The organism is Pseudoalteromonas sp. XMcav2-N, from assembly GCF_024124545.1.
Classification (GTDB): Bacteria; Pseudomonadota; Gammaproteobacteria; order Enterobacterales; family Alteromonadaceae; genus Pseudoalteromonas.
In genome coordinates this window covers 83,656-96,397 of the sequence record NZ_JAMXSF010000003.1, presented here as the reverse complement: position 1 = coordinate 96,397, position 12,742 = coordinate 83,656, and the positions used below count along the sequence as shown (strand labels likewise).

13 protein-coding genes are annotated in these 12,742 nt (G+C 44.7%); 6 read left to right on the top strand and 7 right to left on the bottom strand.

What is annotated here, in order from left to right:
- Positions 1–105: 105 nt before the first annotated feature.
- Genes NH568_RS05060 through NH568_RS05040 form a run of 5 tightly spaced genes read left to right on the top strand, consistent with a single transcriptional unit; the run spans position 106 to position 5,628 of the window.
- Positions 106–489 (top strand): response regulator, encoded by a 384-nt coding sequence (locus NH568_RS05060; RefSeq protein ID WP_046004429.1) that lies wholly within the window; start codon positions 106–108, stop codon positions 487–489.
- A complete protein-coding gene (locus NH568_RS05055) occupies positions 486–1,397 on the top strand; it encodes an AAA family ATPase (RefSeq protein ID WP_253045086.1) in 912 nt (303 codons plus the stop codon). Before NH568_RS05060 ends, NH568_RS05055 begins: the two co-directional genes overlap by 4 nt.
- Positions 1,398–1,435: 38 nt before the next feature.
- Positions 1,436–2,350: a DUF58 domain-containing protein gene (locus NH568_RS05050; protein ID WP_253045085.1), complete on the top strand. Its 915-nt coding sequence runs from the start codon at positions 1,436–1,438 to the stop codon at positions 2,348–2,350.
- Positions 2,340–4,286, top strand: a complete 1,947-nt coding sequence (locus NH568_RS05045) for a transglutaminaseTgpA domain-containing protein (protein WP_253045084.1) — start codon at positions 2,340–2,342, stop codon at positions 4,284–4,286. The genes NH568_RS05050 and NH568_RS05045 overlap by 11 nt, the downstream gene beginning before the upstream one ends.
- A 4-nt stretch (positions 4,287–4,290) precedes the next feature.
- Positions 4,291–5,628, top strand: a complete 1,338-nt coding sequence (locus NH568_RS05040; protein ID WP_253045083.1) for a Na+/H+ antiporter family protein — start codon at positions 4,291–4,293, stop codon at positions 5,626–5,628.
- Positions 5,629–6,021: 393 nt separating this feature from the next.
- Here the strand turns inward: NH568_RS05040 and NH568_RS05035 are convergent, their stop codons facing one another.
- The 5 genes from NH568_RS05035 to NH568_RS05015 all read right to left on the bottom strand — a co-directional run bounded on the left by NH568_RS05035 (position 6,022) and on the right by NH568_RS05015 (position 9,828).
- On the bottom strand, positions 6,022–6,933 hold the full coding sequence (locus NH568_RS05035; protein ID WP_253045082.1) for a hypothetical protein: 912 nt from the start codon (positions 6,931–6,933) through the stop codon (positions 6,022–6,024).
- A gap of 8 nt (positions 6,934–6,941) precedes the next feature.
- Positions 6,942–7,454: a GNAT family protein gene (locus NH568_RS05030; RefSeq protein ID WP_253045081.1), complete on the bottom strand. Its 513-nt coding sequence runs from the start codon at positions 7,452–7,454 to the stop codon at positions 6,942–6,944.
- 250 nt (positions 7,455–7,704) lie between these two features.
- Entirely contained in the window at positions 7,705–8,136 is a 432-nt protein-coding gene (locus NH568_RS05025) for an acyl-CoA thioesterase (RefSeq protein WP_049864149.1), read from the bottom strand.
- Positions 8,133–8,942 carry a M23 family metallopeptidase gene (locus NH568_RS05020; protein ID WP_253045756.1) on the bottom strand — a complete coding sequence of 270 codons (810 nt, stop codon included), beginning with the start codon at positions 8,940–8,942 and terminating at the stop codon, positions 8,133–8,135. Before NH568_RS05020 ends, NH568_RS05025 begins: the two co-directional genes overlap by 4 nt.
- Positions 8,943–8,973: 31 nt before the next feature.
- Positions 8,974–9,828, bottom strand: coding sequence for a 6-carboxytetrahydropterin synthase (locus NH568_RS05015; protein ID WP_253045080.1), 855 nt, complete (start codon positions 9,826–9,828; stop codon positions 8,974–8,976).
- 340 nt (positions 9,829–10,168) lie between these two features.
- On the opposite strand from NH568_RS05015, the gene fabA reads away from it, so the two are divergent.
- Positions 10,169–10,684 carry a bifunctional 3-hydroxydecanoyl-ACP dehydratase/trans-2-decenoyl-ACP isomerase gene (gene fabA, locus NH568_RS05010; RefSeq protein WP_010384707.1) on the top strand — a complete coding sequence of 172 codons (516 nt, stop codon included), beginning with the start codon at positions 10,169–10,171 and terminating at the stop codon, positions 10,682–10,684.
- A 78-nt stretch (positions 10,685–10,762) separates the two neighbouring features.
- On the opposite strand, the gene rmf is transcribed toward fabA, so the two are convergent.
- Both rmf and serS read right to left on the bottom strand, forming a co-directional pair.
- Positions 10,763–10,933, bottom strand: coding sequence for a ribosome modulation factor (gene rmf, locus NH568_RS05005; protein ID WP_010384607.1), 171 nt, complete (start codon positions 10,931–10,933; stop codon positions 10,763–10,765).
- A 516-nt stretch (positions 10,934–11,449) separates the two neighbouring features.
- Positions 11,450–12,739 (bottom strand): serine--tRNA ligase, encoded by a 1,290-nt coding sequence (gene serS, locus NH568_RS05000; RefSeq protein WP_253045079.1) that lies wholly within the window; start codon positions 12,737–12,739, stop codon positions 11,450–11,452.
- Between the last annotated feature and the right edge of the window lie 3 nt (positions 12,740–12,742).

The following is a 12,742-nucleotide window of genomic DNA, read 5'->3' as shown; positions in this document are numbered from 1 at the left end:
AACTTATCGTTAAGATGAATTTACAGTTAATTGATAAATTGCCATTGAGCTCACTTTACGCTTGTCTTAGTATTAGCCTTGTCGTTCAAAAGAAGTAAATACAATATGGAACTTGTCAGACCCCTAGAGCCAATTTTGATCATTGATGACGTCGAAGATGTACGTAGTTACCTGATAGACATTCTTGAAAACCTGGGTTTTGAAGAAGTCTATGAATCTGAAGACTTCAAATCTGCAATGCCCTTGATGGCCGAAAAATCTCCCAATGTAATTTTCCTGGATATCGAGTTACCCGATACCGATGGCACGCAAATTCTGGAATATATCAATGACAATTACCCCAATGTCCATGTCATTATGTGTTCTGGACATAATAGCCTAGAAAACGTACAAAACACCTGGGAGTTGGGCGCAAAAGGCTTTATTGCGAAACCTTTTAACGCTAAAAAAGTCGATTCAGTTATGAAAAGACTCGAAATGATTGCATGAATAAAACCACCGAAGAAATAATCAGTCAGCTCTCGGAGTTGATACTGGGAAAAGAAGAGCAGATCAGGCTCGCTGTTGTTTGCCTGCTTTGTAAAGGTCACCTGTTAATTGAGGACTTGCCCGGCATGGGCAAAACCACCCTCTCCCACGGTCTTGCGAACGTACTTGGATTGAGTTACCAACGAGTTCAGTTCACCAGTGATCTGTTGCCGGCCGATATTACCGGTTCCAGTGTGTTTAATACCTCACAACAAAGCTTTGACTTTCACCCTGGGCCTATATTTAGTCAGGTATTGCTCGCCGATGAAATAAATCGAGCCAGTCCAAAAACACAAAGCGCGTTACTCGAAGCCATGGAAGAGCGCCAGGTCACGGTTGATGGTAAGACACATCCTTTGCCGGACCCGTTTTTTGTCATTGCCACACAAAACCCGTTGCATCAATCGGGGACTCATCCACTCCCGGAGTCGCAGCTCGACCGATTTTTTTTGCGGATCAGCTTAGGTTATCCGGATGAGCAAGCCGAAAAAAGCCTTATTTTGGGTAACAACCTGCAAAGGCAGGCTTTGAGCGAGATACCATGCGTGTTAGACATGAGTGCGCTTGCCGCACTTCAGCAAGCTGTACTTTCCATCAACCTGTCAGACTCCGTTGTGCAATACATTATCAACCTGGTAAATTTCACGCGCTTTAGCGGGCAGTTTAGTGATCCCCTATCACCACGTGCCAGTATCGCTTTAGGGCTGGCAACTCGTGCTTATGCACTAACTCTGGGGCGAGATTATGCATTACCTGATGATGTGCAAGCCGTATTTGGAGCCGTTGCCGGTCATCGTCTTAATATCGCTACACATGAGTTGGACGATGTGATCATGAGCGTCTTTGATAACGTCGCGGTTGTATTGTAACAATGCGCAGTGACTGGCTGCAGTCCTGGCTGGCTGACATGATTAAGCGCAAACACAGCGCTGCGCAAATCACACTCTCTCATCATAACATTTATATTGTTCCGTCAAGGCAAGGCGCGTTCTTTCTATGTATGGTGATCCTTAATTTTATCTTGGGCAGCAATTACCAGAATAATCTGATACTCGGCGTCGCATACATTATGCTTCTGATCCTGGTACTTGCACTGATATATGGGTACCTAAATTTACATGGCCTGACGATACAGGTGCTGGATATTAAGAACAATTTTGCTTCAAAGCCTGTTGAAGTACTCATCAAACTTTCTGCACCCCATGATTGTTTTTCCCTGGATATCGCAAGTCAGGAGTATGACTTCAGCGCCAGCAACAACAACTATCAGCAAGGGGCAACAGTCGCCTCACTTTTTTTACATCCAGAGCAAAGGGGCCGATATCAGCTTGGCAGAATTAAATTATCCAGTCGCTATCCGTTCGGTTTGGTGAGGGTCTGGACCTATCTGAATGTAGACAGAACATTTTGTATCTACCCTGCTCCACTCACCTGCCAGCTGACATTCAGTACCCAGGAAGCGACTGAATCTCAAGGGCAATACTTACACCAGAGTACACAAAGCCATGAAAACTTTGACGGCCTGGAGCGCTTTAGACCGGGTATAAGCAAAAGCAGAATATCCTGGCGACACTTTGCTAAAAACCAGCAACTGCTGGTCAAACAGTACAGCGGCGACAGTTATTATTCCCAGCACACCTTTGATTATGCTGCACACGATGGCAACAAAGAAATCCGGTTATCGAAGCTGTGTTACCAGATCCTTGAAGCAGACAAGCAAGGGGATGTGTTTGCGTTACGTCTGAGTAATGCGGTTCAGCTCGGCGTCGATCGTGGCGACAAACATCGGGAAATGTGTTTGGAGGCACTAAGTGACTTCTGACAAACTTCTGGGTGCACAAACCTTAATGACAACAGTAATGTATGGGCTAGTCAGCCTCTTACTGTTTAACAGTTTTGGGGTTGTATTTACCAGTGCCATGCTGCTTATCGTGCTGTTTAAGGTAGCAATCTATCGGGACCTGGTTAAAGGGCCCTCTGAAACAATGATCAACCTCCTGGCTTTTACTATCATACTGGTCGTATTTGTAGCGATAGGTTTTTCAAATCTGGTCGAAATGTTCGTATCCTTGCTACTAGGCGCGTGCGCACTGAAGACTATCCAGGCAAAGAGCAAAAAACAGGCAATGTCTGTACAGTTGCTCAACTTTTTTGTTTATCCTTGCTTTTTTATCTTTTCTCAGAATGTTTTGTCATTGTTGTTCGTACTTGCGCTTCTGGTGGTGAACCTGGCTCAAATGCTTTGGATAGAGCATGATATTGAGCTTCGCAGCGCCTCAAAACAAGCGACTAAACACCTGTTACTTGCCCTCCCTTTGGCTGCCATCATGGTTGTTTTACTCCCGAAAGTTTCACCATTCTGGCAACTTCCCGGTGCAAAAAAAACACAAACTGGTTTGTCTGAGGATATAGATCCTTTTCAGATCTCTGAACTGTCTCGCTCAGACGAGCTGGTGTTCAGGGCCATCCTGCCTAATAATACACAGATGCAGCCGCCGTTTTACTGGCGCACTTTAGTACATGATAAATTCGACGGCACACGATGGCGGGTATCGCCGCACCATGATGTGCCGCTGCAAGCGCCCTACAGAGCAGTCGGTGAAAGCTATACCGTGATCGCCAGACCATCGGGTAAAACCTGGCTATATAGCCTGGGCCAGGCCAAATCAGCAACGCGAGGGGTTAATACCAACCACTTTGGTACTTTGTTTATGCAAAAGCACCTCAGTAGCAGCATTGAATATCAGGTTATGCCTATCCACATAACAAGTTCGGGGCTAGTCAACTGGCAATATCGAGTCAATACCGCCTTGCCAGACGAATTAAACCCGCTTGCTACAGAGCTATCTCAGCAGTGGGATAATCGCGCCGACAACACCGCAGAGTTTATTGCACAAATGAAGCAGTACTTTGTTCAGAACAGTTTTCGTTATTCTCTTAAGCCTCCGGCAATTAATGCTACAGATAGCATTGACGTGTTTTTAACCCAGACTCGGGAAGGGTTTTGTGGCCACTACGCCGCAACGGCCGCCTTTTTGTTGCGTGCAGCGGGAATTCCTGCACGCCTGGTGTCAGGGTATTTAGGTGGTGAATATAACGAAGAGCGTGGCTACTATAGCGTTTATCAGTACGACGCCCATGCCTGGGTTGAATATTATGTGCCGCAGCAAGGCTGGTATCGCCTCGACCCGACTGCCTGGGTAGCACCAGACAGGCTAACTGGCTCTTTGTCTGAATTGACAGCACTTGAAGAGGAGTTTAAGGACAACCTGGGGCTTAGCTTGATGTCTTATTCCAATTTGGCTCTGGTAAATTGGCTCAGACTTCAGATTGAGCAACTCGATTACCAATGGACTCGCTGGGTGCTAAATTTTGATCACCAGAAGCAATCACGACTGCTGAGAGACTTATTCGGGCAATACCATAAAATATTACCGGGACTGAGTGTGTTCTTACTATTGATCACAATATTTGTTGTACGTTTTTGGTACCTGCAACGACAACAAATTGTAAAATTACCTGAGGCTGTCAGGCTGCATCACGCAGTGTGTCGTCTTGGAGGAGATGGGCTGCACAAAGTCACACCCGCACAAGCTGTGTCTGCATTGCAATCTCAATATCCCGCTTTATCGCAGGAGCTGGAAGAGTTTAACCAATACTTTATAAAATCGAGATTTTCCCGAGCGCCGTTAACCAGGGCGGAAGCTGCAAGGATGAAGGCGCTGGGTCGTTTAATAATAAAAAAGGCGAAAAAATAACATTATGAATGCTGTCATTATTGGTGTTTTGCTGATGCTCGGCCTGACACTATTTAGAGTAAACGTGATTGTTGCAATGACGATCAGTGCTATGGTTGCCGGGCTAAGTGCCGGCCTTGGGCTATCCGATACACTCAATGCCTTTAATTCCGGCCTCTCCGGTGGCGCAGAAATTGCGCTGAGCTATGCCATGTTAGGTGCGTTTGCTGTTGCCATTTCTAAATCTGGGTTAACCCAGATCCTGGCCGACAAGCTGCTGTCACTGGTCCACGGCAATCAGCAAAGTTCCAGTCAGTTGTTAAGTATGCTGATTATGGTTATTATTCTGGGCTGCTCTGTTGCATCACAAAACCTTATTCCGGTTCATATCGCTTTCATACCAATTCTTATACCGCCACTGTTAGTGATATTTAATCAACTGAATATCGACCGCCGGGCCATTGCCTGTATCCTGACTTTTGGTCTGGCAACATCCTATATGGTATTGCCTTACGGATTTGGCGGTATCTACCTTTACTCAATCCTGCATAAAAACCTGGTTGATAACGGCCTTGAAATAGTCAATACACAAGTCCCTTATGCCATGGTGATACCGGCATTAGGGATGCTTATTGGTCTGATCGTTGCAGTGTTCATCAGTTACCGTAAAAAACGTCAATATACACATGATGAAGTTAAGCCAGACATGTCCCAGTCCGGTATCACGACCCATGATGCTCAGGAAAAACGCAAGGTTATCATTGCCGGCACACTGGCGATTATCTGTTCTTTACTAGCACAGAACGTTAGTGGCTCGATGATTTTGGGCGGCCTCGTTGGCGTTATGATGTTCAGCCTGTTCGGTATTGTTAAGTGGGATCAGAGTTCGGATGTATTTAGTAAAGGCGTGGCTATGATGGCGATGATTGGCTTTATTATGATCTCTGCACAAGGTTTTGCGTCTGTAATGAAAGAAACAGGTCATGTTGCCAGCCTGGTAAGTGCATGTGCTGATTTTGTTGGCGAGAATAAACCATTGGCCGCTGCCATGATTTTACTGGTGGGTTTACTCATTACTATGGGCATTGGTAGCTCCTTCTCAACGGTACCAATCATCGCCACTTTGTTTGTGCCTCTGTCAATGGAAGTGGGCTTTTCTGCTATGGCAACAGTTGCCCTTGTAGGAACAGCAGGAGCGTTGGGAGACGCAGGTTCACCGGCATCTGATTCAACCTTAGGACCAACATCCGGGTTAAACGCCGATGGTCGGCACGACCATATCTGGGATTCAGTAGTCCCAACTTTTATTCACTTTAACATCCCTTTGCTCATCTTTGGCTGGATTGCGGCAATGGTGCTATAAAAAAGAAAAAGTCGACCCAAGGGTCGGCTTTTGCTCATACATCAAAGCAGCCTAAATTAAAACTTCACGTACGCTCTGTTGATATAACACTTGTCGGTGGCGGTATCAAAGTTAACTGTTAAGCTCTTGCCCGATGCTGCTGCCAACAAGGCCAGAGAGTATATTTTATTCGCACCTTCCTGAGTCATACCATTTTTGTCTACCTCAACATAATGATATTTATTGGAAATATTTGCTGTCTGAGAGCAATCTGCTGCATTAGTTTCAAAAGCAATAATAAAACCACCTTTAGAGAGTGGGTACACTGTGTCAATTTTTGAGTCATGCCATTTCGCACTGGTATTAGCTGCAAAACTGGAAGCTGCAAGCGCGCAGCTCAAAGAAAGTAATGGGTTAACTTTTTTCGATGTTACTAAAGAGCACATCAAACCAACGAATATCCTCAGGACCGAGCTGTGCTTGATTGTACAGTAACGGATCGTGATACACATCTTTGTAGACATGATACATAGCAATTTCCGTTAGTACTTGCCATTTATCGCCGTGAAGCTCCTTTATTTCAGTGGTGCTAAAATTAAAATCAAGCAACGGGTCGTGCTGGCTCTGTGTAGTGCGTAACGCCAGATCAAGTTGTTGTAATATAGGGTTGATAACTTTAACCGTGTTAGCGTCGCCGAATTCTCTCAGAACGTTTTCTTCAGCTTGCCTGATGGCCTCAACTTCTTTACGATCAGTCAGCTTTTGTGCAGCTGGCCTAAGTGTGAATTTAGAAACTATACCTGCAACACCCGGGAGTAACGCTTTGGCAGCGATCCCCGCGCCTAGTAATGGGTTCGATAGAGCAGCCACACCACCAATCAAAAGCATGCCATAGGTGAGTTTGCGGTCTAATGCATCAATCTGATCTGCCAGAGAGTGAAGTGAATTCGGGTCCTCACTGGTTCGTTCGATAGCAAGCTGAGCAGCACAGTTCACCATATATTTTCGCAGCATGGCTTCAGAGTGAATGGTTGGAAAGTGAAAAACACGCCTTTTTGGCAGGTCATTAACTTCTGGCACCCCTTCGGGCAGGTTTCTCAGAGTATGCAGAGCAAAACCATGTTCACTAAGGGCAAAGGGTACAACAAAATAGTGCTTCTCATCATACCTTATAGCGCTGTTACTTGAGGTCCTCTCCACTGACATAAAAATAGGCAGCCCATTCACCTTTTCTTTTACAAACTGAAAGCCTGACGCAAGGTCTGCCGACACCTTTTCTGGCATGTCAGACAGCATTGCTTTGCCTTTGTTAAGTAACTCTTTCATATAACCCTTTATGACAACTCAGCGGTATATACACACATAGTTTTTGATAGTTTATCTTGCATTGCGATGGAATAGTTTCGTGTCAGTTTAGCCCCTACCCGCTGAGCGATTTTGATACTGGCGACATTGAAATCCAGACAATGAAACTCAATACACCGTATTTCTAACTCCTCTTTTAGGCTGGGTATCATGACACGGAGAATTTGGTCTATTATTGCATTACCTCGTGCCTTTTCACACAGCCAGTACCCTATCTCGCAGGTATTTGGGGCTTCTACCGACTTAACCGCGATAATGCCGATGAACTGATGATGATACATGATCGAAAAATAGCGACTACCGGACATTTCCAGACGCTCTGTGATGTATTTTTTGGCGCTGTCCAGATCTGTAACAGTCTGTGCCCAAGGTAAATAAATCTCCAGGCTCTGTCTGCTTATATCCACGGCTTCCAGTAGCACATTCGCTTGTTTTATGTTTAGAGGAGTTAGATGTAAATGCGGTAAAATGTAGTAATCCATTATTCCCTTCCAGGTAAAACTCTATCCTGCTTGTCGAGCCTCTTGCTCAGCTAACGATACCCGACAAATTGCCATATTGATATTACGCAAACTAGTTTGCGTTTAAAATCCAGTTTGTCGATTAATCGGGATTATTTTTAGCTATTGCTACGTTTATTAATGATAGATTTATGTATGATGTGTTCCTTACCAGTTAAAGAAGTCTAAAAGACTTCTTTATTGAATTGATGCTGATTACATACTTTTTTTATTAGCTAAAGCCATTCAACATTTGATCGCAAACTACTGGCGTTGGTCTGTGGTTGTCATCAACGGCTACAAATGTAAAGCTGCCAGAGATAGCCAGATGCTTGTCGTCTTTATGCATAGTTTCAAGATATATGTGAACTTCTACTTTCAAGCTGGTATTACCAACATGGGCGACTTTTGCCACAAGTTCAGCGAATGTGCCAGCGGGAATGGCTTCTTTAAAATCCACCCGGTCGGATGAAATGGTCACCAAGGGCTTACGGCAAAAACGTGTTGCAGCAATAAAGGCCACCTCATCCATCCAGGCTAATGCGTCACCACCAAACAAAGTATTGTGGTGGTTAGTACGACCAGGAAATACCGTCTTAGTTACAGAGGTTTGCGAGTCTTTAATTCGTTGAGCTATTACTGCGTCTTTATCTGTTTGTGTCATTCTTTACTGCTTTTCGTTGCTAGTTTATCAATCATTAGAAGTTCAGGATCTAAGCGCTCATTAAACCAATTAAAACGCCAGTCCAAATGTGGTCCGGTTACCCTTCCGGTTGCACCTATATCGGCAATGTGGTCGCCAAGTTCTACCAGCTGCCCTTCTTCTACATGTAACTTGTTCAGATGAATATAGGTAGAGGTAATACCGTATCCGTGATCCAGTATCAGGGTACCGCCACTGTAATAGAGATCTGGATTAGCAAAAACAACTTTGCCTGATACAGGCGCCAATACCGGCGTACCGGTTTTATTGGCAATATCCAATCCAAAATGAGGTCTTCTTGGCTTGCCGTTAAAATAGCGCTGGCTACCATAAACGCCCGATATTCTGCCCTTAGCAGGTCGGTATACAGGGTCATCAAAGTACGGTAGTGTACTGGGTTTACTTCTGGCAGCGCTTACCTGTGCGCCCTCTTTGCGGATCCGTGCCAGCACTTCTTTTGGTGGCGACACATACTTTTTCTCTACGCCTGTGATGCGGTCAATATCGTACTCTCTGGACGTGATCAGTAATGACTTAGTGTGTGTTTTGCCTTCTTTATCAACCCAGCTTAGGGTGTGCTCCACGTCTGCGTCCCGGCCGAACCCAAATACAAACTTTCCGTCAGGGGAGATAGCCAAGTTTTTGTCGTTAAGCCGCGCTGATTGCACACCATCCAACTTACCAATCACCATGCCACCCTGGGTCAAAGAGCCTTTAAGCTCAATGGCATTGCTCGAGCCCATGCCAACAAACAAACCAGCCAACATGATGCCTACTTTTTTTGCTGCACTCAGCCAATCAGGCATAAGCAATTGCTCCTTTTCCCACTCCTTCAAATGCCTTCACTTTCACTTTACGATCCGGATATTGTGCTTTGATCTCAACCGCAAGGTACTCAGCGATACACTCAACAGTACTATCACAGGGGATCAAGTCACAACGAGCATTACTGATAGCCAGTTCGAAATAGCCCTGAGAAGCTGTATAGGCAAAGGCATAGTCATTATCGTTTGCTTTGATATATTGCAACGCACCTGCATCGATCAAGTCCTCTTCGCTACCCAGGTAGATGTCGCACCAGCGCTCTGCCCATTCTTTTTGTAAACGAGGCATGCTGATATCGTCTAAATAAATGCCAAGGTCCGAACGGTGCCCATGGATAATGCGCTGGCAATTTCCGTCATGTTTCTTCAGGCCATGACTGTAATGATAGTAAAAGCTGCGACTGGGCTCCGGGCGAAGCTCAATCTCAACGTCCTTCACGTTATCAGGCATATTTGGCAAAATTTGCTGCTTTAAAAATGCAATCACATTTTCCTCGTTGATAACATCTCCTTCGACGATGCAAACCGCTTCTTCAGGTGCACTCATTGCAAGGTGATGACCACCAAACTTGCCATCAAAACATACCCGGCCATCTTGCTGTGAAAAGTTGCATTGCAACTGACTAGGAATAGCCAGTTTATGATCAATTGTGTCATCGATAATGGCTTTGATCTGTTTCTTTACTTTGGCAAAGTCCAGTACCATAGATTCTTCATTCAACTGGCCATGTAATGTCATATCAACAATCCAGCTCTCACCTACTGCGCCACGTTTACCACACAAGTAAGAAAAATCAATTACCGTCAAGGCATCTATAAAAAGGATCATAAACTTCCGTTACTATTAAAAACGACTGGGGCAATTATAGAGATTTTTAAAGTAAAAATCGCCTTGAAAGGTCGATAAATAAAGAATTTATCGATTCTGAAAGATACTTTGAATAATTTTCATTCGCCCTGGAGCATCCTATTGCGGTTGCTGTCATGATTCCTCAGAACAGCGTTTCACTTAACGCCCCTGAGAAACGCTCAAATATGATTGGACTGCATATAAAGATGTACTAATTCGTTAAAACGCTCACGAAGCAGGCAATTTTTAACTGTTCAGAGTTGTTTGGCGTACAAGTGTAAGCTAAAGTAGCGGCAATTTAAGACTAAGATTGAAGATTATGGAACCAAAAAATAGCTATACAAAAGAAGAACTGATCCTCTGCGCTGAAGGAAAAATGTTTGGCGAGAACAACTGTCGCCTGCCAATCGATAACATGCTCATGATGGATCGAATCATCGAGATTAATGAAGATGGTGGTGAATTCGGTAAGGGTCAAATCGTTGCTGAGCTAGATATTAACCCTGATCTGTGGTTTTTCGACTGTCACTTCCGTGGTGACCCGGTCATGCCAGGCTGTCTGGGCCTGGATGCAATGTGGCAAATCGTCGGTTTTTTCCTGGGTTGGTCAGGCGGCCCGGGTCTTGGTCGAGCACTCGGTGTGGGTGAAGTTAAATTTACAGGCCAGATCCTGCCAACTGCTAAAAAAGTAACTTACCGTGTAGACATGAAACGTGTGATTAAGCGCAAGCTGTTTATGGGTCTGGCGGATGGCACAGTAGAAGTTGATGGTCGTGTGATTTACGAAGCAAAAGACTTAAAAGTTGGCTTATTCCAGGACACTAGCGCCTTCTAAGTACCTAAGCGCCTATAAAAACAAAGCCCCTTAATAGGGGCTTTCGACATTGCTTAGTCATTAGATATTTATAGGAATTTAGGTTTTGTACATGTTGCGGTTATCTATGGCCTCTCGCCATCCCCCCAACCATTCTGATCTGTGCTCTACTTGCTGATATGGACATAAATCTTTGGACCGGCCCGCTAAACCTGCTTTGAATCCCTGGGCATGTGCTCTTTCTAAACGGTCTCTTTTCTGTCTCTTCATAGGTAAATTCCTCACCTTCATATTTTTCAAGTTGCTTTCGTCGTTACGACATCCACATTTAATAAATAGTTAATAAATTCGTAAATATCAATCCGTACGAAACACGACAATGTCCTCTGTACAATTTGATTCAGTGCTTCGCCGCAGGCTGCCTGGCAGCCGATAGCTCGAATTTCACTTAACTACTAACATTTTTACTATTGCATATGGTTAAACAACGGCCGACTGCGAATGCACTTTTTTGCCAGACACACGTCGAATAATTCAGGATTGGCCAAACCTTCAAAAACAATAAATCATATATCGTTTTGACATGCAACAGGCTGACGATGAGTGAGGATAATGAAATTGGAAGAAAAGAGATATAAATACAACAAACTCTACTTCTTTAGCTATTTTATCTTTTTTACTCTTTTTTTAGACTTATTTATTAATATTTAAGCGTAAAAAAACATTCATTAATTTGTAATAAAAAAGGCCACAGGAATGCGGCCCTAGATCAATGCGTTAAGCACTTTACTGAATTTTCTCAAGACCCCCCATGTATGGTCTTAACACGTCTGGCACCACAATAGAACCATCTGCTTGTTGATAGTTTTCTAATATTGCGACCAAAGTACGGCCAATTGCCAATCCAGATCCGTTCAGTGTATGTAGTAATTCTGGCTTCTTCTCACCTGCACGACGAAAACGTGCCTGCATACGACGAGCCTGGAAATCCTGCATATTTGAACAAGAAGAGATTTCCCGATAAGTGTTTTGTGCAGGAAGCCAAACTTCTAGATCATAAGTTTTAGCGGCACCAAAACCCATATCACCTGTACACAGGACAACTTTACGATAAGGTAGTTCCAGCGCCTGCAAAATGCCCTCAGCGTGGCCAGTCAGCTCTTCCAGCGCAGCCATTGAGTCTTCTGGCTTCACCAGCTGAACTAATTCTACTTTGTCAAACTGATGCTGACGGATAAGACCACGGGTATCACGGCCATAGCTGCCTGCTTCACTTCTGAAACAAGGCGTGTAAGCAGTCATGCGAACAGGCAACTCTTTTTCATCGAAGATTTCATCACGTGCGCAGTTGGTAAGCGGAACTTCTGCGGTCGGGATCAAGCTGTACCCATCTTGATCTTCGCTCAGCGCCTCTGTATGAAACAAGTCTTCTGCAAACTTAGGCAACTGTCCAGTACCGTAGAGGCTTGCTTTGTTAACCAGATAAGGCACACACATCTCAGTGTAACCATTTTTATCTGTGTGCGTATCCAGCATAAATTGTGATAACGCGCGGTTCAGACGAGCAATGCCGCCACGCATCACGGTAAAGCGTGAGCCACTTAACTTAACACCGGTTTCGAAATCCAAGCCCTTGCCCAGCGCTTCACCCAGGTCAACGTGGTCTTTTACTTCAAAGTCGAATGTTTTAGGCTCGCCCCATTTACTGATTTCAACATTTTCGCTTTCATCAGCACCCACAGGCACATCTTCGGCCGGCAAATTAGGTAAAGTTGCTGCAATATCTTGCAACTGAGCCAGCACTTCATCCTGCTCAGTTTTTGCCGCGCTGAGCTGATCGCCCAGATCTGCAACAGCATCAAGTAGCGGCTGAACGTCTTCCCCTTTTGCTTTGGCCTGGCCTATCGCCTTGGAACGGCTGTTACGCTCACTTTGCAGTTCCTGAGTTTTGGTCTGCAGTGTTTTTCGTTTTTCTTCCAGCGCGTTAATAGCTGCCACATCAAGTTCAAAGCCACGTTTTTTCAAACGCTCTGCAGCTTCATCAATGTCCTGGCGTAAATACTTTGCATCTAACATAGT